20 protein-coding genes and 1 tRNA gene are annotated in these 21648 nt (G+C 66.1%); 4 read left to right on the top strand and 17 right to left on the bottom strand.

Features of this window, described 5'->3' with window-relative positions; all coding sequences use genetic code 11:
* The first annotated feature begins 35 nt into the window (after nt 1–35).
* On the top strand, nt 36–971 hold the full coding sequence (locus CR156_RS21205) for a hypothetical protein (RefSeq protein WP_100554465.1): 936 nt from the start codon (nt 36–38) through the stop codon (nt 969–971).
* Between the two features lie 499 nt (nt 972–1470).
* Nucleotides 1471–1875, top strand: coding sequence for a hypothetical protein (locus CR156_RS21200; RefSeq protein ID WP_100554464.1), 405 nt, complete (start codon nt 1471–1473; stop codon nt 1873–1875).
* A 58-nt stretch (nt 1876–1933) separates the two neighbouring features.
* Here the strand turns inward: CR156_RS21200 and CR156_RS21195 are convergent.
* The 4 genes from CR156_RS21195 to birA form a co-directional block, all read right to left on the bottom strand.
* Nucleotides 1934–2009: transfer RNA gene (locus CR156_RS21195), tRNA-Thr, on the bottom strand.
* A gap of 41 nt (nt 2010–2050) precedes the next feature.
* The gene (locus CR156_RS21190; RefSeq protein ID WP_100554463.1) at nt 2051–2866 is read right to left on the bottom strand and encodes an SPOR domain-containing protein; all 816 of its coding nucleotides are present in this window, start codon (nt 2864–2866) and stop codon (nt 2051–2053) included.
* A gap of 9 nt (nt 2867–2875) precedes the next feature.
* Nucleotides 2876–3607 carry a type III pantothenate kinase gene (locus CR156_RS21185; protein WP_089241444.1) on the bottom strand — a complete coding sequence of 244 codons (732 nt, stop codon included), beginning with the start codon at nt 3605–3607 and terminating at the stop codon, nt 2876–2878.
* Nucleotides 3604–4569, bottom strand: a complete 966-nt coding sequence (gene birA / locus CR156_RS21180; protein WP_089242004.1) for a bifunctional biotin--[acetyl-CoA-carboxylase] ligase/biotin operon repressor BirA — start codon at nt 4567–4569, stop codon at nt 3604–3606. Before birA ends, CR156_RS21185 begins: the two co-directional genes overlap by 4 nt.
* 143 nt (nt 4570–4712) lie before the next feature.
* On the opposite strand from birA, the gene CR156_RS21175 reads away from it, so the two are divergent.
* On the top strand, nt 4713–4988 hold the full coding sequence (locus tag CR156_RS21175; protein WP_100554462.1) for a hypothetical protein: 276 nt from the start codon (nt 4713–4715) through the stop codon (nt 4986–4988).
* The gene (locus tag CR156_RS21170) at nt 4955–5746 is read left to right on the top strand and encodes a M90 family metallopeptidase (protein ID WP_165781033.1); all 792 of its coding nucleotides are present in this window, start codon (nt 4955–4957) and stop codon (nt 5744–5746) included. Before CR156_RS21175 ends, CR156_RS21170 begins: the two co-directional genes overlap by 34 nt.
* Nucleotides 5747–5864: 118 nt before the next feature.
* Here CR156_RS21170 and CR156_RS21160 read toward each other — a convergent pair whose 3' ends face one another.
* The 13 genes from CR156_RS21160 to CR156_RS21100 all read right to left on the bottom strand — a co-directional run bounded on the left by CR156_RS21160 (nt 5865) and on the right by CR156_RS21100 (nt 21601).
* Entirely contained in the window at nt 5865–7289 is a 1425-nt protein-coding gene (locus CR156_RS21160; RefSeq protein ID WP_089241450.1) for an ATP-binding protein, read from the bottom strand.
* Between the two features lie 22 nt (nt 7290–7311).
* Entirely contained in the window at nt 7312–7995 is a 684-nt protein-coding gene (locus CR156_RS21155) for a response regulator transcription factor (RefSeq protein WP_004136763.1), read from the bottom strand.
* 72 nt (nt 7996–8067) lie between these two features.
* On the bottom strand, nt 8068–8436 hold the full coding sequence (locus tag CR156_RS21150) for a hypothetical protein (protein WP_100554459.1): 369 nt from the start codon (nt 8434–8436) through the stop codon (nt 8068–8070).
* Nucleotides 8437–8648: 212 nt separating this feature from the next.
* Nucleotides 8649–9680 carry a tRNA dihydrouridine(20/20a) synthase DusA gene (dusA, locus tag CR156_RS21145; protein ID WP_100554458.1) on the bottom strand — a complete coding sequence of 344 codons (1032 nt, stop codon included), beginning with the start codon at nt 9678–9680 and terminating at the stop codon, nt 8649–8651.
* Between the two features lie 108 nt (nt 9681–9788).
* Entirely contained in the window at nt 9789–12563 is a 2775-nt protein-coding gene (locus CR156_RS21140; RefSeq protein WP_100554457.1) for a peptidoglycan-binding protein, read from the bottom strand.
* Between the two features lie 41 nt (nt 12564–12604).
* Nucleotides 12605–13009: a lysozyme inhibitor LprI family protein gene (locus CR156_RS21135; protein ID WP_100554456.1), complete on the bottom strand. Its 405-nt coding sequence runs from the start codon at nt 13007–13009 to the stop codon at nt 12605–12607.
* A 54-nt stretch (nt 13010–13063) separates the two neighbouring features.
* A complete protein-coding gene (locus CR156_RS21130) occupies nt 13064–13933 on the bottom strand; it encodes a DUF1311 domain-containing protein (RefSeq protein ID WP_100554455.1) in 870 nt (289 codons plus the stop codon).
* 206 nt (nt 13934–14139) lie between these two features.
* Entirely contained in the window at nt 14140–15594 is a 1455-nt protein-coding gene (locus CR156_RS21125; protein ID WP_100554454.1) for a SulP family inorganic anion transporter, read from the bottom strand.
* A gap of 226 nt (nt 15595–15820) precedes the next feature.
* Complete coding sequence (locus CR156_RS21120; protein WP_100554453.1) at nt 15821–16498, bottom strand: hypothetical protein; 678 nt, start codon at nt 16496–16498, stop codon at nt 15821–15823.
* 1 nt (nt 16499) lies between these two features.
* Nucleotides 16500–16778 carry a hypothetical protein gene (locus tag CR156_RS21115; RefSeq protein ID WP_100554452.1) on the bottom strand — a complete coding sequence of 93 codons (279 nt, stop codon included), beginning with the start codon at nt 16776–16778 and terminating at the stop codon, nt 16500–16502.
* Complete coding sequence (locus CR156_RS21110; RefSeq protein ID WP_243382168.1) at nt 16778–20170, bottom strand: TipJ family phage tail tip protein; 3393 nt, start codon at nt 20168–20170, stop codon at nt 16778–16780. The genes CR156_RS21115 and CR156_RS21110 overlap by 1 nt, the downstream gene beginning before the upstream one ends.
* A 92-nt stretch (nt 20171–20262) precedes the next feature.
* Nucleotides 20263–20868 carry a tail assembly protein gene (locus CR156_RS21105; protein WP_100554450.1) on the bottom strand — a complete coding sequence of 202 codons (606 nt, stop codon included), beginning with the start codon at nt 20866–20868 and terminating at the stop codon, nt 20263–20265.
* Nucleotides 20861–21601, bottom strand: a complete 741-nt coding sequence (locus tag CR156_RS21100; RefSeq protein WP_100554449.1) for a C40 family peptidase — start codon at nt 21599–21601, stop codon at nt 20861–20863. The genes CR156_RS21105 and CR156_RS21100 overlap by 8 nt, the downstream gene beginning before the upstream one ends.
* Nucleotides 21602–21648 lie beyond the last annotated feature (47 nt).

Here is a 21648-nt window from a genome sequence, read left to right as displayed (position 1 = left end):
ATCGGTGGCATCACACGGACGTCCGGTACACACACATGACCGCCCTGCCCTTCGACCACGCGCAGCAACAGCTGCTGGCGCTGCAGCAACGCATCCATGCGTTCAATCTGGACAGCGCGGCCGAGCATGAACTGGACATCCAGGACCCGGCAGGCCCGCTGTGGGCGGCGCTGCAGGAACGGGTGACCGTGGCGCCGTTCTACGGCGGCCTGCACGTGGAGTTCTTCGGCAACCCATGGGAGGAGCCATTCGCGTGGACGCTGGCCTGCCTGTCCGATCAGCGCGTGGCCGATGCGATCATGTCGCTGTCGTTCACCGGCCCGGACGAAGGGGCCAACGGCACGCGTGAGTGGGAGTTCACTGCCCTGCTGGACAGCGACGTGCGTTTCCCGCGCCTGCGCTCGTTGTCGATCTCCCCGACCGAACCGGCCGACCACAACATGTCGCTGGTGCAGCGCGCGGGCACCATCATGGAAGAAGACGGCGAGATCGCCCGCTTCGTTTCCAGGGCGCCGCACCTCAGCGAACTGGTGGTGCCGAATGCACCGGACGCCGCGTTCTTCGAGGTGCCGCTGCCACACCTGCACAGCCTGCATATCGGCGGTGGCTCGGACACCCAGCGCTTCATCGACAACCTCGCCGCATCACGCAACCTGCCTACGTTGGGCCTGCTGGATTTCAGTGAATCGACGGAACTGCAGTTCGTCTGGGCCGACGCGCGCGAGATTGATGCGGTCACGCCTTTCGCGGCCTATGAGCGCTTGTTCGCCAGCGACGCCTTCGCCGCCGTGCACACCTTTCGGCTGCGAAACAGCGCGCTGACGCTGGAACAGCTGCAGTCACTGCAGGCCATGCGCCCACGGTTGTCGTTCATGGTCATCCAGGCAGCGACGGGGGGCTATGTCAGCCATTTCGCCAAGGATGTGTTCCCGTGGCGGCACCTGGTGCCGGGTGATCCGGGGCAGCGTTGATCGCCCAGCTGGTGCGTATGATGGTTGAGTCGATCGCTTGGGGACGTGGTTAAGTTGGCTTGACACGCCGAGTTGACTTTGCGCCGCACGATAGCGGCGCCACGGCCTGTTTCAGGCTCCAATAGCACGCCGCGCAGAATGTCGTTTATGTCTTGTGATTGGCCACGACAAGCCAATTGCGATAATTCACTCTTCCTTTCAAACAGCGCGATGCCATCGGAATAATCGACTGGCAGCGCGTGATTCTGCGTGCGCATGATGAATTGCCATCGACAACGGATGGCCGGGGCTTCCAACCCTGAGTGCTTGATGTATTTACGCTTGCCAGCCGGCGTCGCTGCTTCTTGAACGGCGCCGGCTGGCAATCCGTCTGCTGCCTTATGGCGGGCGGTGCGTGGGGGCCTTGTGCCCGCCGGTTTCATCAAGCGCCGGATTGGAAACCACGCATCGCCCGCCACCCTCTGCCGGTGGCGCCTCTGCTGCACCCGAGGATGCCCACATGTCCGCTCCTGACTATCCCTACCTGACCGCCACGCTGGGCGACGCCGCCGAACGCCTACCCCCCGAGCTCGCGCAGCCACTGGAAGCCGCGTTCGCCTCCGCCGTCGATGTCCCGGACTCGATCACGTTGCAAGGCTGCCTGCAGCGCATCCGCAGCGGCGATGGTGCCGACGGTCAGCCGTGGCGCGGACCAACGCTGACACCCAGCCAGGGCATGGCCATGGCACGCGCCGACCGTGCAGCTACCGGGCTGACCACCTTGCTGGAAATATTCCACGCCGCCGAACGTGTGCGGGTGGATGGAGGCGACGAGCAGCAGATCGGCGACGGAACGCGCGAAGGGCTACTGCTGGCGTGTCGGGGATTGGCGGAATACGTGGAGCTGCAGCTGCATGCGGCGTAGGCACACAGGCACGAGACTGCCCCAGGCAACAAAGGGGCAATTGGAGTTAGCCGGGAGATGGTGCCGCTTATCCGAATCGAACGGATGACCTACTGTTTACAAGACAGTTGCTCTACCAACTGAGCTAAAGCGGCACGGGGTGAAACGCCGACGGCAGTGCCGTGGTTTGGGAATTCTAGCGCAGTCGCGTGCATTCCAGCGACCGTTGCTGCGCGGCGCCGCTGCGCTGCTGCGCCTGGGCCGGTTCGGCGGCAGCCGCCAGCTGCCCTTCCAGCCACCATTGGCCGGCATCACCACTGGCGACCAGCCGCGGCTGGAAGCCAGCGGCCTGTACCGCGGCCATGCGCCGTTCGGCGCCCTCGCGGTTGCGGTACTGGCCCAGTGCAATGGCGTTGGTCTCTTCGCCCTGGCTGATGATGTAGTAGTCGCTCAGCCCGGCGGCGACGATGCGCTTGACCGTGGCCTGCGCGTCATCACGGTTGGCGGCGGCGGGCAGCAGCACGCGGTAACGGGCGCTGCCACTGGCGGCGGGCTGCTCGCGCAGGCGCACCTGGCTCAGCAGGGTGCCGGCACGGCCTTGTGCGGCGGTGGCGGCGGCACGGTCGGCGAACGGGCCCAGTGCCAGGCAGCGCGGCGTTGCGGCCGGGGCTGCGGGCTTCTCGGCCACCGGTTCCAGCGCTGGCTTGGCGATGGCGGCGACCGGTTCGGCCGGCTTGCTGGATGCTGGGGGTATCGCCGGTGCCGGCGCAGGCGCAGCGGCCACTGCGGTAGCCGGCGCGGCCTCACGCTCCACCAATGCTTCTGTGGGTGCCGCTGCCGAGGCCTGTGCGGCCACGGCCGCATCGGTCCCGCCGGGCAGCCAACGCAGTTCGGCCACGCCGGTCGGGTGCGGCGGCAACGGCGCGCGCGCGGGCTCATCGCGCAGCAGCCACCAGGTGGCGACACCAAGATTGAGGATCGCCAGCACGACGATCAGGGCACGGGTCAGCATGCGCCGATACTAGCCTGCGGGCTGGTGCACCGCCCAGCGGGCGAGGCCATCCAGCACCAGCGACGGGTGGTAGTCGGCGCCGTCCAGCAGCGGCATCAGCGCGGGCGCGCCACCGCCATGCACCAGCAGCGACGGCATCACGCCCAGCAGCGCCTGCGCCTGGCGGGCACTGCGTTCGACCAATGCAACGGCAGCACCATCGCAGCCGGACGCCAACGCATCAGCGGTGTCGTTGGCGAATTCGCTGTAGTCACCACCGCTGGCCGGCAGCTGCACCGCGCGCGCGTGCAATGCCTCGCGCATGGTGGTCGGCGAGGCGGAAATGCGCCCGCCGTGATGTTGTCCATCGGCATCAAGCAGGTCGATGGTCAGGGCAGTGCCGACACCGACCACCAGCACCGGCCGTTGCGCCTTGGCGGCGGCAAGCAGGGCCAGGAAACGGTCGACACCGAATTTTTCCGGCTTTGCGTAGGCAATGCGTACGCCTGCACACTGGGCGCTGGTGCGCACCACATGCACGTGCTCGAAGCGGCGCTGCAGCTGATCCAGCATGGCGCTGGTCAGCGACGGCGCGGCGACGCTGGCGACAAACGCGGTTTCACCACTGGGCAGGCTGTGCGGCGGTTGCCCGGCCATGCCTTCGGCGCCGTGCGCCCAGGCCTGGACGTCGCCGGCGCGGTCGCCATGCAAGGGGGCAAACTTGAAACGCGAATTGCCCAGGTCGAACAACCAGTCGCTCATGCTTTTCTCACACTGACTTCGCCGGCATGCAGCAGGCGCTCGCGGCCATCGATGTCAACGCGCAGCGCGCCATCGTCGGCCAGACCGAGCGCGGTACCGTGCTGCCACTGTCCATCCAGCTGCACGCGCACTTCGCGACCGGCCAGCATGTCGAACGCTGCATAGCGCGGCAGGAACGGCGCCAGCCCTTCGCGATCGAATTCTTCCAGCGCCGGCAGCAGGCGTGCCAGCACCGCGGCCACCACCGTGTTGCGATCCACCGATGCGCCGGCCAGCGTGTCCAGGTCCACCCAGGGCTGGGTGATCTGTTCGGCGAAGGCCGGCGGCATGTGTACGTTGATGCCGATACCGATCACGGCGCGCGCCGGGCCGGCGTACTCGCCACCGCCCTCGGCCAGCAGGCCGACCAGCTTGCGGCCATCCACCAGCACATCGTTCGGCCATTTCAGCTGCGCCTGCGCGTAGCCCAGGTCATGCAGCGCTTCGGCCACGGCGACGCCAGCGACCAGGCTCAGGCCCGCCAGCCGGCCCAGGCCACCCTCGAACAGACGCAGCACCGACAGATACACATGCGCCGCCAATGGCGAGGCCCAGGTGCGGCCACGACGGCCACGGCCACCGGTCTGGCGCTCGGCCAGCAGGACGCTGACACCGCGCTGGGGCGCGCTGCACCGCAGCAATTCGGCGTTGGTGGAGTCCACCGTCCAGGCCACCTGCAGGTCGTGCAGCAGCGCGGCGGCGTCCTTGGGCAGGCCGGCGCGGATGGTCTTGGCCTCCAGCAGATCGACCGGCCGGGTCAGCCCGTAGCCCTCGCCTGCGCGCCCTTCCACCTCGACACCGGCGGCCCTAAGCCCTTGAATACGCTTCCAAATGGCGGCCCGGGTCTGGCCCAGCTCACGGGCCAGGGCGTCGCCGGACAGGCGACCGGCAGCGAGTTTGGCCAGCAGTTGGCGATCGTCCACGGCAGCTTCCACAAGGTCAGAACGGAATTATGCGGGAAAGCCGCCAGCGACGCCCGCCAGGCCCGGTTCCGGCGGGCTTCCAATCTGGCGCCGGGTTCGGGCTAGAATCGAGAGCTCACCCTCCCTTAACGTGGATGTCGTCAATGCGCCGTTATGCCCATTGCCTGATCCTGCTGACGATGCCCTTCGCGGCGTCTGCCACAGCAGCGCTTGATGACAGCCGTGGCGCCTGCGTCTATTCGGCAAGCGATGCGGCTTCGCAGCGCACACCGACCAGCGCGCCGGCCGCAGCCGCCGCCAAGCCGGCACCGGTGCGCCCGGCTGCTACCACCAGCAGCGGTGGCGGTGGTGACGACGATGTACTGCAGCGCATCCGCGCACCGAAGTGGCACAGCTACCTGCCGGGTATGTTCCGCTGATCAAGTCGTTGCTGCAGTGGCTGCGGCCCACGCCGCGGCCGATTGAAGACGCACACTGGAACGATGCCTGCCACCGCGCAGCATGGTTACGCGGCCTGGACAACGAACGGCGTACACGCCTGCGCGCGTTGACCACGCGCTTCCTGCATGAGAAGACCATCTCACCGATCGGCGACCTGCAACTGCAGCCGGCCGATGGCGTGTTGCTGGCCGCACTGTGCTGCCTGCCGCTGCTGGAGTTCGGCGAAGTGGGGCTGGAGGGTTGGTCGCAGCTGATCGTCTACCCCGATGCGTTCCGCGTGCATCGCAGCCACATGGATGCCGCCGGGGTACTGCACGAGTGGGATGACGAGCTGATCGGCGAGTCGTGGGACAGCGGCCCGTTGATTCTGTCGTGGGCCGATGTGCAGGCCGACCTGGCGGCACCGCATGAGGGCTACTGCGTGGCCGTACATGAGATGGTGCACAAGCTGGATGGGCTGGACGGTGCGATGGACGGCACGCCGCCGTTGCCGCGTGCATGGCAACGCGAGTGGGCTGCGGACTTCCAGAAATCGTACGACGCGTTCTGTGCGCAGGTGGATGCAGGCGTGGAAACGCTGATCGATCCCTACGCGGCGGAAGCACCGGAAGAGTTTTTTGCGGTGGCCAGCGAGTACCACTTCTCTGCGCCGGATCTGCTGGCGGAAGCGTTGCCGGAAGTGGCTGCGCATCTCAAGCGGTTCTACGGCGAGCCGCCGGTGATCGAAATACGGTAGTGCCGGCCGCTGGCCGGCAACCTGGCGATGCCACCGAAGATCATGAGGTTGCCGGCCAGCGGCCGGCACTACCGTTTGAAGGCGTCGGCCAGTGGCGGGCAGTACCGATTGCGGAGGCTTACGGCCCCGGCGGCAGCTGCACTTCGAAACGGGCGCCACCCAGTTCACTGGAACGGGACACCTGCAGCTCGCCGCGGTAATCCTTGATCAGGTCCTGCACGATCGACAGACCGATGCCGTGGCCCTGCACGCGCTCGTCGCCGCGCACGCCACGCTGCAGCACCTTGCCGATGTCTTCCGGGGCGATGCCCGGGCCATCGTCATCCACCGCCAGCAGCAGACCGGCGCGACGCGCGTTCGGCGCCGGCAGCGGCTGCGCGGTCAGCAGCACGCGGCGCTTGGCCCACTTGAACGCGTTCTCCAGCAGGTTGCCCAGCAGTTCCTGCAGGTCACCCGGTTCGCCGTGGAAGCGTGCGGCCGGGTCGATGTCGAATTCGCACAGCACGCCCTTCGACGCATAGACCTTCTCCAGGCCGCGAACGATTTCCTCGGCGTTGGATTCGATCGGCAACGGTGCCGAGAACAGCTTGTGGCCCGACGAGGCCGCACGTGCCAGCTGGTAGGACACCAGGTTGTTCATGCGCTGCAGCTGCACGTCCAGCTCTTCGCGCAGCGCGCCATCACCGGCACCGCTGTCCATCTGCGTGCGCAGCACCGCGATCGGCGTCTTCAGGCTGTGCGCCAGGTCGGCCAGGGTATTGCGCTGCCGCTCGAGGTTCTCACGCTCGCCCTCGATGAAGGCATTGATGCTGTCGGTCAACGGCTCCAGCTCGCGCGGGTGGCGCTCGCTCATGCGCTCGGTCTCGCCGCGCTGGACCTTGGTCAGCTCGGTGATCACCCGCCGCAACGGACGCAGGCTCCACTGCAGGATGACCGTCTGCAGCAGCAGCAGGATCAGGCCGATGCCGCCCAGGTAGAACCAGACCCGGCTGCGGAACACGCGCAGCTGTGCACCCAGCGCGCGCGAGTCTTCCATCACGTAGATGGTGTACGGGAATTCGGTAGCGGGGTCGGCGTCGGCATCCCACACCAGGCCCAGGCCATAGCGGTACACCGAGCCCTGGCTGCCGTCGATCTGGATCATCGGCAGCGGGCCTTCGAACACTTCCTGGCGCGGGGCCAGCAGGCCGCCACCGACGGTGGGCAGCATCGGGCCTTCGGCGGACATTGAATTGCCCTTGCCGTCGGGCATCACCACCTGCAGGTACAGGCCGCTGCCGGGCACGTCGAAACGCGGATCCGGCGGCTGCTCACGGATGTACAGCGAGCGATCGCGGGTGAAGTCGATGCCGGCCGCGTAGGAGGTGGCGTAGTTCTTCAGGCGCTCACGCAGGTTCGCCTTCGCCGTGTCGGCGAAGGCGGCATCGAGCGCGTAACCGGCCAGCGCCAGGAACGCGACCAGACCCACGGACGCGGCGAACATCTGGCGCGCCTGCAGAGAGCGCGGCCGCCAGCGTCGGAAGAACCACAGACGGCCGGACATCGTTTATCGCCTGCTGAAGGCCTCAGCCCTCGTTGCGTGGAATCGCGAAACGGTAACCACGACCGCGCACGGTCTCGATCGGCTTCAGTTCGCCATCCGGGTCCAGCTTCTTGCGCAGGCGGCCGATGAACACTTCCAGCACGTTCGAGTCACGATCGAAGTCCTGCTGGTAGATGTGCTCGGTGAGGTCGGCCTTGGAGACCAGTTCACCGGCATGCATCATCAGGTACTCCAGCACCTTGTACTCGTAGCTGGTGAGGTCGACATTGCTGCCGGCCACGCTGACGGTCTGCGCTGCCAGATCCAGGGCAACCGGGCCGCATTCCAGGGTCGGCTTGCTCCAGCCTGCGGCGCGGCGCAGCAGCGCGTTGACGCGGGCCAGCAGCTCTTCCACATGGAACGGCTTGACCAGGTAATCGTCGGCGCCCTGCTTCAGGCCCTCGACCTTGTCCTGCCAGCTCGAACGCGCGGTCAGGATCAGCACCGGGAACTTCTTGCCTTCGTCGCGCAGGGCCTTGATCAGCTCCATGCCCGACATCTTGGGCAGGCCAAGGTCGATGATGCCGACGTCGAACGGTACTTCGCGGCCCATGTACAGGCCTTCTTCGCCGTCCTGCGCTGCATCGACGGCAAAACCTTCGCGCTTGAGCCGGGCTGCCAGGGTCTCACGCAGCGGGGCTTCGTCTTCGACCAGAAGGATACGCATGAACTCTCCCTAGTGTGCTGGGTGCGGCCCGGAGGCCTGTGGGTACGGGTTGATAGCGACAACTATCCCTGTTCAGGGGTTATCGCCGCGTAGTGATGACATATCCGACCGCGGCGTGCGCGGCTGTGAACTTGCCGGGGCGGGGTCGTCCATGTAGCGGACCCGACCGCGGTCGTCCATGTATTTGACCCGGTTGATGTCACGACCATCGAACGGCACCCGCTCGGCGCCCAGGATGTGGCCGCCGGTGGTCCGCTGCACGCGGCGCACGGCATCGGACAGCGAGCGCTCGTTGTTGGCCGCCCGGCCACCGCGCTCCATCATTTCAGCGCGCCCCTGCTCCCGCTGCGGGTCCTGCGCCAGCGCCGAAGACAGCGGGGCAGCCGCCAGGACCACACAGGTGGCCAAGGCAAAACAGCGGTGGAAGGGAGCGGAAGACATCGATGCGATCCTAGCCGAGCACGGCGATTCGTTCAAAAGTCGTAAATCCGGGCACCGGAATGGAACCCGGCGTTTTACAAATCTTTTGCAAATTCTTGGTTTCGGGCGGTGAATCCGGTCTGAACTTTTCGGGATGCTCCGTCGTGTCGTTCAGCTAAGTGAACATTCGGAACGAATCCGCTCCGCTTGTCAAGTCAGGAATGTGACGACGATCACGCTGCAGCGCGATCAGCGCCACGATCGGTCACTTCCAGCGCCTGCTCGATCAGGGCCCAGCCGGCGCCCGGGCGGTGTGCGCCCTCGCTCAGTACCTGGCGGAATGCGCGGCCACCGGGTTGGCCGTGGAACAGGCCAAGGATGTGGCGGGTGATGTGCTTCAGGGCCAGGCCCTCGCCCAGGCGGGCTTCGATGTAAGGACGCAGGGCGCGCAGCAGTTCGCCGCGCGGTCGCAGCGGCGCGCCGGTGTGCAGGGCCTCCAGCTGATGCAGCAGATAGGGGTCGTGGTAGGCCGCGCGGCCGAGCATCACGCCATCGACGTGCGCGGCCTGCGCCTGCACCGCCTCGATGCTGGCCAGGCCGCCATTGAGCACCACCGGCAGCGCCGGGCGCTCCTGCTTCAGCCGATAGGCCCAGTCGTACTTCAGCGGAGGAACCTCGCGGTTCTCCTTCGGCGACAGGCCCTTCAACCAGGCATTGCGGGCGTGCACCACCACCATCGCGGCACCGGCATCGACCTGGCGGTCGACGAAGCTGGCGAATACGTCGTAGTTGTCGTCCTCGTCCACGCCCAGGCGGCACTTCACCGTCACCGGGATGTCCACCGCCTCGACCATGGCCGATACGCACTCGGCCACCAGCACCGGCTCGCGCATCAGGCAGGCACCGAAACGGCCGGCCTGCACGCGGTCGGACGGGCAGCCGCAGTTGAGATTGACCTCGTCATAGCCCCACTCGGCGGCGATGCGCGCGGCCTGTGCCAACAGGGCCGGATCGCTGCCACCGAGCTGCAGCGCCAGCGGTTGTTCGCTGGCGTCGAAACCAAGCAGGCGCTGGCGATCACCGTGGATCACCGCGTTGGCGTGCACCATTTCGGTGTACAGCCGCGCACCCGGCGCCAGCAGGCGGTGGAACACCCGGCAATGGCGGTCGGTCCAGTCCATCATCGGGGCGACGGACAGGCGCAGGGAATCAGCGTAACGGGCGGTGGCGGACGTCATCGGGCGGTTGATCGTGGAGACTGGCATTGCCAGTGAGATCAATAGTTTACACCGCCGGGCTGAACGGCGACGGCGGGCCCGGAGTTCTGCCCGGAGCCGGCGTAAGACCGGCCCCGGGAACCCACCGCGGCGACCTTACTGCGCGCGCCCCTTCACCTGCTCCTGCTGCTGTTCCTGCACGCGCTGGTTGAACTGGATATCCAGTTCCTCGGTCTGGCGGGTGCTGGCCTCGACCGACTGCGACACGGCCTGTCGTCTGTCGACGAAGGTGCGCTGCGCGGCCGGGTCGCCGACGTTGCCCTGCACGGCGAACAGACCGCTGCCATCCGGGCGCGCGACCACGTGGTCGATCTGGCGCATGCCGGCGACCTTGCTCTCGTAGGCCAGCTGGCCCGCAGCACGTTCGGTTTCCTGCGCGTTGGCGAACAGCGGGCAGAGCCCGGCCTGCACGCGCTGCTGTTGCAGCACCTGCAGTTTCTCCAGCGCCTGGTTGAAGCGCGGATTCTCGGCATGCGAAGGGTCACGCATGCTGGGAGCTGCCGGTGCGGTCGGCTCCGCCTTTGCCGGCGCAGCAGGCTGACCTGCGGCCTTCACTGCGGCCGGGTCATCCAATCGGCCCAGGGTCTGGCGGCCGGCCTTGCCATCCTGCTCGAGGCCGTTGTTGGCCTGGAACTGCTTGACCGCCGCAAAGGTGTCCTTGCCGTAGATGCCATCGGTCGCCAGCGGCTTGCCGTCGGCGCCCACGTGGCCCAGTGCTGCCAGCTTGCCCTGCAGCGCCTTGACCTCGTCACCGCGTTCGCCCTTCACCAGCATGCCATCGGCCATCGGCGCCTGCTGCGTGGTGCGTGCGGCCTGCGCGGCTTCGGGCCCCTGCGCTTGCACCTTGCCACCGAGGGTGATGCGGTCGTTGAGCATGTCGCCGAGGTAGCGCCGGAACTGCGCCGGCTCCACTTCGATATGCGCGTGCACCGCGCCGGGCGATCCCACATCGGACTGGCGCACCAGCGGCGCACCGTACTCGACGAAATCGCCGGTCTTGTACGGGATGGAGCCGACAGCGCCGTGCAACACCTGGCCCACCAGCTCACGGCGGGCATCGCCGACCGGATGGCTGTAGATGCTGATGGAATTGGTGCCGTCGTTGTTGAGCTTGACGTAGCCAGCCACCGGACTGGGAATCATCAGGCTGCGCCCGCCGGCACGGTCAGTCAGGATCAGGTCCTTCTGCACCAGCGGAATGCCGTTGATGTCCTCGCGCTTGCGCACGGCCTCCAGTTCGCCGTCAACCATGTCCGCGGTGCGGTCAACCTTGCTGGCATCGCCGGCGCGCACGGCGGCGGCATTGGTTTTGGGATGGTGGATCTTCAGCTCGCGGAACGCGTCCTCGCCGCTGATGCCATGGCGAAGGACGCGGTTGCTGCTGCCGTTGCCGAAGGGTTCCACCACGGAAATGCGCCCGCCACCGGGCGCTGCGGCGCCGGCAGGACCGGTGTGCTGCTGCGCTGCGGGTGGCGCAGCCCTCGTCGGTGCTGCCGGCGCAGTCGGGGCTGCCGGGGCTGCCGGGGCGGCAGGCGAAGGCGCAGCAGGGCGATGCTGTGCGGCCTCGGCATCGATGGCGCGGCGCGTCTGTGCGTCGGCCATGCCGGTGGCCGGCAGATGGTGCTGCTGCTGGAACACATTGATGGCGTGCTGGCTGCCAGCCCCCAGGTAGCCATCGGCGGTGATCGCTTTGCCATGCGCATCGGTCAGGCCCAGCGCGGCCATGTCACGTTGCAGCGCGCGCGCCTCGCGGTCGATCGCACCCAGCGTCGCAGGCCCCACCTTGCCATCGACCGGATTCAGACGGTGGTCGCGCTGGAAGGCTTCGACGGCCTGCCGGGTGCTGGCATCGAACTGGCGATCAGGGTGGATCGCCTGGGCGCCTGCACCGCCGTAACCCAAGGCATGCAGGTTGTGCTCCAGCTTCTCCACCGCGCGGCCGGTAGAACCCTCTTTCAGCACCTGCGGGCCAGCGCCACCGTTCTTGTGCGAGCGCGCCTGTTCCAGCGCTACGCGGATATCGGGATCGTTGCCTTCGTTGGCCGGCGCGAAGTCGCGGCGACCCACTTTCAGATGCGCGCGATCCATCTCCGCCGAGTGGCGGGGATAGGCCTCTTCATAGCCAGCGGCGACGTCAGCGGCCGCCAGGCCGGCATAGTATTTCTTGTCCTGGCGGATCTCGGCCGCCTTGTCGCGCAGGTCCTGGTAGTCGCCGCCCCGCTTCAGTACCGCTTCCAGCTGCGGCAGTGTCCCCGGCAACTGGTTGGCGGACTTGGCGATCAGCGCGATCGCTTCGAAACGCTTGTCTTCTGCAATGCCACTACCGTGCTTGTCCAGCATGGTCATGGCGATGCGGGTGGCGTTGCGCACCTGCGGGTAGTCCACGTGGGTGTGGATCCACTGCTTGCCTTCGGGCGACCCGGCCCAAGCGTTGATGCTGTCGCGGGTCGGGACATCGATGAAGCGGATCGAGGAGCGCTTGCCCTCGCCGTCGCCGTGGCTGAGCAGGTCCGCACGCAGGTCGGCGCGGTCGCTGGTGAAGGGCAGATGGTGCGCCTTGGCGTAGCTGCTGGCCTGCTGGATGACCGCGTCCACGTAGGTCGTCTCGCCGGGCTTCAGCGCACGCTCTTCGGTGGCGCCCAGCGGCCATTTGCCACGCTGGCCGAAGTCGACCTGGATGGTCCCCAGCGAATAGCCACTGTTGGCGGCCACCGCGCTGACCGTGCCCCACTTCGGCTCATCCAGTCCCTTGGTGATGCCGGCGATGCTGAGGTGGTACGACGATCCGCCACCTTCGGTGCCGCGTCCGACGGCGAAAAACACCGCGCCGGCGGTTGCGTCCAGGTTACGGGTATCGATGTTGTTTGGCATGGCTCACTTCCTGATCCGTGGAGGGATGACCGTGTTGCGGATTACGGACCGATCAGGCGCAGGTAGGTTTCCAGCTGATCGGCGCGCGCGCGCAGGCGCTCGGTGTCATTCAATTTCTGTTGCAGGTTGCCCGGCTGCGAATCGTCGTACAGCACGGTTTCCAGTTCGCCATCGCGTTGGCGCGACTGCAGCCACGCCCGTTGCGCGGCCAGCAGGTGGGTCTTGGCCGTGGCGTCGAGGCGTCCCTGCAACTGCTGGTACGCCTGGTTCAACCGGCGGTCCTGCCGGTCCGATTCGCTGGACAGGCAGGCGGCTTCTTCGATGGTGCCCTGCGCGCGGCCTGAGCACGCCTGGTAGGCCGCGCTCAGCGCGGACGCGGCATGCACCTGGCCGGTGCACAGCACCACCATCGCCGTCACCACAATGCTCAAGGTCCTGCTCGCCATGGTCTGCTTCCTACCGGTCAATGCTTCGATGCGCTGCACACGCCGGAGGCCCCGTCAGGGGGCCAGCATGCGCTTCTGCAGTTCCACTGCGCGGTTGGCGTAGCGGTTGATGCGGCACGACTGCGCGTCCAGCGCCTGACCCACGCTCTCCGTGGCCGCACTGCAGCGCTTGTCGGTGTCCTCGGCCCAGTTGGCCTGCTCGTCCATCCAGCGGTCCTTGGCCGGGCCGTCAGGGCTGTCCATCAGCCGCGCAACCTGTGCTTCCAGCAGTGCTTTGTGGTGGGCGAGCTCGGTCGTGTCGCAGACTTCCAGCTGGTCGTCCATGCCCCGGGCATCCTGCACGCAACGGGTGTATTCGGGCCGCAGCGTTGCCTGGGTATAGGAGGTATCCGGCGGCGCACTCTGCGCCAGCAATGCGTCAGCGCGGTTGGCCACGCGGAACAGGCGGCACTCCTGTGCCTTCTGCAGGTCATCCACCCCGGCATTGGCCGGAGCGGCGCAATGACGGTCGGTATCGCTGCGCCAGGTCGCCTGGGTGGCCAGGAACGCATTCTTCGCAGCAGCATCGAGCCCGGTCACGGCTTTGCTGGCACCCTCCTGCAGGCGCCCTTCCTGATAGGCCAGTTCGTCCTTGCCGCAGGCCTGCAGCTTGCCCGCATCCTCCACGCCATCCACGCACCAGCCATAAGCCGGGCGCAAGCGACCGTCCGTGTAGGACGCATCGGGGTACCCGGAGGAATCACCAGACGCTGGGTTGGGGGTCGCTGCCGGCGCGGCCGCGGCGAGCGGTGCCGGGGGGGGCGCCGCTTCGGCCGATGCAGGGGAAGAAGGTGCCTGGCACGCGGTGAGCGCCAGGCACAGGGCCAGCACCTTCCAGTACCGACGGCCGGAGGCGATCTGTTCATTGCCCCGACGGGCATCCATTGCCTGCATTGCTTGTATCTCCCTTGCGTGTCGCCAGCGGTCGCCGGCCGGGAGGGGCCGTCCATCGGCCCCATCACGGTGGCAATCCTACGACAGCGGCGGTTTCAGATGGCTGACTGGATTCAGCTTGCGCGGACGGCATCGCAGAAATCCGGCTTGCCAGACCGATGCCTGGATCCCGGCACAGGTTTGGACCGGGCGCGCGGTCAATGTGCGCCGCCGCGCCCTCCCACCCGTTCGATCAGCGTCTGGCTGGCGGCGTTGAGGCCGACAACGCTGACCTCGGCGCCGTGCGCGGCGAGCTTTTCCTGCGCGTGTTGCAGCGCTGCGACCGCGGTCAGATCCCACAGGTGGGCCTCGCGCAGGTCGATCTGCACCTTCGCTGCCACATGCTGGTAATCAAACGCCGCCCCGAGCTGTCCGGCCGAGGCGAAGAACACCTGGCCGCGTACACGGTAGACCTGCATGTCCGCAACGTCTTCGAGTTGCACGTCCAGCATGCGGCCCACCTTGCGGGCGAAGAACAGGGCGGACAACAACACGCCGCTGAGCACACCCTTGGCCAGGTCGTGGGTGGCCACGGTGACCACCACGGTCAGCAGCATCACCGCCGACGAACTGCGCGGATGCGTGCGCAGGTCACGCAGCGAGCGCCAGCTGAAGGTACCGATGCTGACCATGATCATCACCGCCACCAACGCCGCCATCGGAATCTGCTGCACCAGATCGCTGCCGTACACCACCAGCACCAGCAGCAGTACACCGGCCACCAGGCAGGACAGCCGGCCTCGACCGCCGGAGGTCACGTTGATGACCGACTGGCCGATCATCGCGCAGCCGGCCATGCCACCGAGGAAACCGGTGACCGTATTGGCCAGGCCCTGGCCGACGCATTCGCGGTTGCGTTCGCTGGGCGTCTCGGTGATGTCCTCGACAATCTGCAGGGTCATCATCGATTCGAGCAGCCCGACCACCGCCAGCGTCGCCGACACCGGCAGCAGGATGCGCAGGGTGTCCCACGTCATCGGCACGTCGGGGATGAAGAAGTGCGGCAGGCTGTCGGGCAGCCGGCCCATGTCGCCGACACTGCGTACGTCGATGCCGAACCCCATCACCACCGCTGTCAACACGGCAATGGCCACCAGCGGCGAAGGTACGGCGCGGGTAACCCGTGGCAGCAGGTAGATGATCGCCAGCGCGGCGGCGCACAGGACGTAGACGGTGGGGCCGCGGCCGATCAGTTCCGGCATCTGCGCCAGGAAGATCAGTATGGCCAGTGCGTTGACGAAGCCGGTGATGACCGAGCGCGAGACGAAGCGCATCAACGAACCGAGTTTGAACACGCCGGCCACTACCTGCAGCAGGCCGGCCAGGATGCTGGCGGCGAACAGGTACTGCAGGCCGTGATCACGAACGAGGTCGACCATCACCAATGCCATCGCACCGGTGGCAGCGGAAATCATGCCCGGCCGGCCACCGGCGATGGCGGTGATCACGGCGATGGAGAACGCGGCATACAGGCCGACCTTGGGGTCGACGCCCGCGATCAGCGAGAACGCGATGGCTTCAGGAATCAGCGCCAGGGCGACAACGGCACCGGACAGCAGATCACCACGGAGATTGCCGAGCCATTGCTGGCGCAGGGGATAGGACGTTTGCATGGAAAAGCTCCGCGCACACGCGGGCGGGGCCACGTGGCGCTGCAGTGGAAAGACACGGGTTCCTGAGCCGGATGGGCCGGCTGCCGAAGGGCGGCAAGGTTCAGGGTGGCGTGATCACTGCAGTGCGTCGTCTGGGAGCGTGGGAGGGGCGCAGTCTACGGGAAGGGACCGGGGGGCTCAAATGGCTCCCCCGGCTGCGCGGCCAAGGAAACCGCTGCCCGCCGCGCTAATAGCCCGTCACGTCGATCACGGCAAGAGCCGCGTTGTTCGAGGCATAGGTGAATCCGGCTGGCAAGGGACTCCCGTAGTAGGGGCCATAGGTACGCCGGCTCTTCTGCGTCATCCCGAAGGTTATGGTGCCACCATTTACCGCGCCTCCCGAGATGCTCACATCCTCGTATTGCAGATACTCCTGCGGATCACCCCAGCGCCGGAACGTATTGACCGAATCGAACGCATAGATCAGTGGCATCACTGCCCAGGCTCGCCCCGGATCGAATCCGGCGGTGCCCTGCCAGCCGGGCCGGCTCGAAGACGAACGCAACCCGGCAACGCGTGCAGCCTTCCTGCCCGCATCGAACGTCAACCGCCCTGTACCGTCGCGAATGATCAATCCGAAGTTGCTCGGTGGCTCCTGTGGCGGTGCGTAGACATACCACTCCACGACCGCTCCAGGCGGACCGAACAGGAATAGTCCTCGGGGATAGCCATCAATCTCGTTGAAGTACTGATAGCCCACAACTGACGTCGATCGCACCGCGACGGTGCCTGAATGATTGCCAATGTACCGGCTGCCCTCACTATCCAGCGTAGTGGTTCCCTGGGCGAGCATGGCAAGCGTGGGAAAGGTGTCGTCGATCAACACCGTACCCCAGTCATTGATGATCTTGATTCCTGCGGTCATGTCAGCGCGTCCATATTTCGACAGTGCCACCGTAGCGGCGGTTGAGAGGAACATTGACGTGTCGCCAGCTGATGGTGCCGGCAGCCATGTCGATGCTGAAGTCCGGGGCATACCAGCCGAGGGCTACCGGCGTCAGATCCGTATCCTCCGGTTGCCGGGAAAACGCGGCACTGCCATCGACCACGCTATATTGGATACGCGCAAGGACGCGGAACAGCCTGCCCCGAGGGTCGTAACCCAGGCTGCCGTCGGCATTGAATACTTGAATTCCTGCAGGCATCACCACACCCCCATCTGTACGCGCAGCGTTCCGGCTGCATCAAATACCTGGATGACGTTGTTAACGATGGTCAGATAGCCCCCGTTGTCCGGGCCTGTCATGGTCATCGCACCGCTCTTGTCCAACCGCCAACGCGGCAAGCCCTTGGCACCCACCGCGTTGGACTGGATGAAGTCACCGATCATCGCGTTCTGGATCCTGCCGTTGCCGATCAACGCCTGACTGATGAAGGTCTGCCCGTTCTCGACTACGAAGGGCGTGGTGATCTGCCCGTTCCTCTCATTGATCAGCGCGAAGCGGTCGGCCTGCATCAGGATCTGGCTCTGGTAGCTGCCATCAGGCTGCTGCTCCACGCCCAGGCCCATACCGGCCATGTAGATCTGCCCGGCGCTGGTGATCTGTGCCTTGACCGTATAGGTCGCGCTGACCTTGCCATCCAGGTTGACCACGGCCTGTGAGACCTGCTGCACGGCCGCGCTGACACCTTCAATCTTGCCAGGAACACCATCGATGGATGCCTCGACCGTATCCACCCGCTTGGCCAGCGCCGCGTCCTTCTCCGCCATTACGCTGTAGACGGTGATGGCACCGGCAGTAACGTCGTTCTCACCGACGTTGTAGTCCTCCTCGCCCGCGCTGTGGTCACTGACCTGGGCGAACAATCCGTCGACCTTCTGACCCTGTGCGGCCACCTTGCCATCAACCTCGGTGACGTCCATCTCAAGCTGGTCGACACGACCAACAACGGCGCCAGCGTCAGCGATGGCATCACCCACGTCCTTCCAGTGGGTACCGGGTGGCGTTTCGTTGCCCGCTGCGGTTCCCTGCCAGCTCCAGATCCGGCCGTCGTGGATGACGGTCTGGCCCGGACTGTACGAAGCAGCCGCGTCCCAGACCAGCGGCAATACCTCGGTGACACGCTCGATCTTGTGCTGCAACTGCTGACCCAAGGCGCTTTCGTTGATGCGGCCAGCGAAGTAGCTGTCGTAGTCGTCTGGGTTGCTGCTCGATTCGCCGATCACCCCGACATCCAGGGGATACCAGGGCCCGATGTTGCCGCTGCGGTCCACCAAGCGCCCCCAGAACCAGAACCGCACGCCTGCGGCCAGACCGTTCATCTGGTGCTGCGCCTGCGGATAGGCGAAGTCACCGAGCTTGATCGCGCTCTCACGGTTGGGACCGGTGCTGTACCAGAGTTCGGTACGCTCGGTGTCGGTTGCGCCTTCAGGGAAGCCCCAGGACAGTGCGATGCCGAAGGGGCGACTGGTACTGGTCAACGATGAGAGCGCAGGCGGTGGCGTGGTCTTGCCCTCAATCGTCGTCAGTGCGCTGACCATCGGCTGCGACACCGCACCCAGCGCATTGACCGCACGCACCCGGGCCAGGTACTGGCCGGCATACACGCCGCGCACCTCCAGGCTCTGCGTACCCACGCGACCGGCGCGTACCCAGTTGAGATCGCCACGACGCCATTCCACGTCATAGGCGATCGCCTTGTCTGCCGCATCCCACTCGATGGTAAGCATCGACGTGGCGATACCCTGATCGACCACGACATGCGAGGCCATCCGCACGTTGTTCGGCGGCGGCTGCACGCTGGGTGGCACGATGCTGATCGGCAGTTGCTCCAGGCGCGTACCATCGTCGATGGCAGCGTACTTGCCCGGCACATGCTTGAGCGCGGTGATCTGGTAGGTCAGCTCTTCGCCTTCACTGATCGACAGCACGCGGTACTGCTGTAGTGCCAGCTCCGGCGACTCCAATGCCCAGACCGACTGCGCGACCGGCACTGCCGACCACGGTGCAGTAACCATGACCGTATCGCCGTCAACCGACTGCACCGTGCGCGCTTCGGAATGGCCGTTGGGGAGGGTGGCGCGCAGGGTGTCACCGGCAACGACCTGTTCCGGCATGCGATCCAGCACCAGGCTGCGTGTACCTGCACTGCGGATGCGACCCGCGTTGCGGCGACCGGCGCGGTTCGGGTCGGCCACCTGGATCACGTCACCCGGCATGCAGCCCAGTGCATCGAGCCCCACGGAGAAGCTGATCGTCTCGGTCTCCAGCATCTCGGTATGCAGGATATGGTTGCCCACGCGCTGCGCCTGCGAGCGCGAATGGCAACCCACCGCCGTTACTTCAGTCTGGTTGATGCCATAGCGGGCAACACCAGGCAGATGCTGCACCACTTCAACCTTCTGCCGGCCGAAGTCATCCGGATCGATCCAGGACACCAGAGCGACGGTATGCCGCGCCGTACGGCTGCTGCCCGCATAGTGGAAGCGGCCTTCGATGACGTTGGCCTGGCTGTAGGTGAGCAGCGGGTCCTTGGGCATATCGGCCGAAGCCATGACCTGCCCGGCCGCATAGAAGCTGATGCCACGGAACATGGTGGCGATGTCCTGCAGCACTCTGTATGCCTCAGCGCGGGTCTGCAGATACAGGCTGCAGGTGAAGCGGGGTTCCTTGCCGCCTTGGCCGTTGCTGACCAGCTCGTCGCAGTAGCGGGCGATCTGGTACAGGCGCCACTTGTCCACCCAGTCCAGCGGGATGCGATGTCCCAGGCCGAAGCGATCGTTGGTGACGATGTCGAAGAACACCCACGCCGGGTTGTTGGTCCAGCCACTCTTGAAGGTGCCGTCCCACACGCCACTGTAGATGCGACTGAGCGGATCGTAGTTGGACGGGATGCGCACGATGCGCCCCCACAACTGATAGGAGCGGGTTGGAATGTTCTGGAACTGGCTGGCATCGACCTGCACCGCCGCCAACGCGCAGTTGGGATAGCGCAGCTTGGCATCGATGATCTCGGTCATCGACAGCACATTGACGGTGTCGGCGATGGTGCTGCTGTTGGCGTTCGCGGTCAGCCGGCGGATGCGCACCTGCCACTGGCTGCCCGCCGGAAGATCGATGCGGCGGCTGCGCTCGTACTGGCTGGTGGTCTTGCCACTGAAGGCATCGTTCAGCACGGTGCTGAACGGGCCACCATCGGTGGACAGGTCCACCGCATACATGATGCGGTAGCCCTCGGTATCACCGTTTTCGGTGTTGGTCTTCTGCAGCGCGGGCACCGCAAAACGGATACGGACCGCTGACAGATCGGCACCGGACACGGTGCGTACCACGGGCGCATCGCTGCGCAGTTCGACGTTGACGCCGACTTCGTTCTCGATCGAGGGGAAGCCGCTGATGTGCTCCTGGTCCTGGGTACCCGAACGCGTCTGCACGTCCACGCCGGAGAAGTTCAGCGTGCCGTCCGGATTCTCGATCGGCACCTGGTCCAGGTAGATGGACTGCTTGCCCGCTACCAGACCGCGGATCTCACCTTCACTGGCAAGATCGATGATGCGGGCAACCGCCATCGAGTGCAGGCTGTCTGGCGTTTCCACGGGTGTACGTGCGTTGCTGGAGCCTTTCTTTGCACCTGCCAGTACAGGCGGGGGTGCACCGCGCTCGCGCGGTTTGATTTGAATGATCTGGTTCAAAACTGGTCCTCCGCCAGGATGCCGCCGCTGATCACGGCCGAGCCGATGAACATGCCTTTCTTGTCATGCCCGCCGTAAGCGACGGGTACGGGATTGCCCTGCGCCTGGGTGTTGACGGTGCCGTTCATGCTGTAGCTGGGGGCGTTGTCGGGGCTGTCTTTTGCGCCCAGGCCTTTTGGCTGGGGGGAGAGCATTTGCACGACACCACCGGCAATCATGCTGGCGCCGGCGACGATGACGTTGGGTCCGTATGCTGCGGCAGGCGTGTAGAGCATGATCACACCTACTACAACCATGACGACGCCCATGATCGTCTGCAGCACACCACCCCGCTTGCTGCCCACCATCACCGGCGCGATGCGGATGTCATCCTGTCCCGGCGGATCGTGCAGCTGATCCCGCGACAGGTTCTGCTTGCCGTTGAACACGGCAAACTCCATGCCCTTGGACTTGGCGCCCATCAGGTACTGCTGGAAGCCGGGCACCAGCACGCACAACGCATGGATGGCCTCGGCCGGGCTGTTCACCGCCAGCCGGAACTTGCGCCCGAAGCGCGCACCCAGCTTGCCGTACAGGCGGATGGTACGAAGACGGTCAGTCATGGCGCACCTCGCGATGGCGGACGATGCAACGGGTGCGCTCGGCCCACATTCCGCCGTAGGGCACGGTTTCGGACAGGCGGCCATGCAGGTGATGCAGCATCTGCCCGTCGCCCAGGTAGACGCCGGCGTGATTGGTCACCGGCGAGCGGATCTGCATCAGGATCATGTCGCCCCGCCGCGGCTCGCCTTCGATCAGGTCGAAGCCTTCCGCATGCAGTCGCTCAAGGCTGTACAGGTCCTGGCCCTTGTCCCACCAGTCGTCGTCGCGGGTGTAGTCGGACAACGAAATGCCCAGTTCACGTTCGTGGAAGTCACGCACCAGGCTGTAGCAGTCCAGCACACCGTGGGCGAACTGGCGGCCGACCAGCGGCGCGACATAGCCAGCCGGATGGATGGTCTGCAGATCACCGCATTCGGGCGCCTCGCCGTCCACCTGACCGACGCTGACAATGTGCCAGGTCAGGCCACTGTGCTCGCACATCACCCGATCCGCGTCCGACGGTGTGGCCGCCGCGTCCGGATGGCTGTGCACCAGGGCCAGCACCTCGCCCTTGTCCTCGGCGACGGCATAGTCCTCGGCCGGCAGGCGGAAGTGTTCACTGGGCGTGCCCGCGAGGTTGCGGCACGGCAGATAGTGCTCGCGGCCTTCGATGGCCACGATCAGCCCGCAGCACTCGCGCGGGTACTCGGCCACGGCATGTGCCTGTATGGCCTGCAGGGTTGTTGGTTGCATGTTTCACCCAAAAAAATAGCCCGCGCGAGCGGGCCTGGAAGTGGAGA

This window comes from Stenotrophomonas lactitubi, from assembly GCF_002803515.1.
Classification (GTDB): domain Bacteria; phylum Pseudomonadota; class Gammaproteobacteria; order Xanthomonadales; family Xanthomonadaceae; genus Stenotrophomonas; species Stenotrophomonas lactitubi.
The sequence above is the reverse complement of the archived record's forward strand: the minus strand, read 5'-3'. Positions and strand labels throughout refer to the sequence as shown.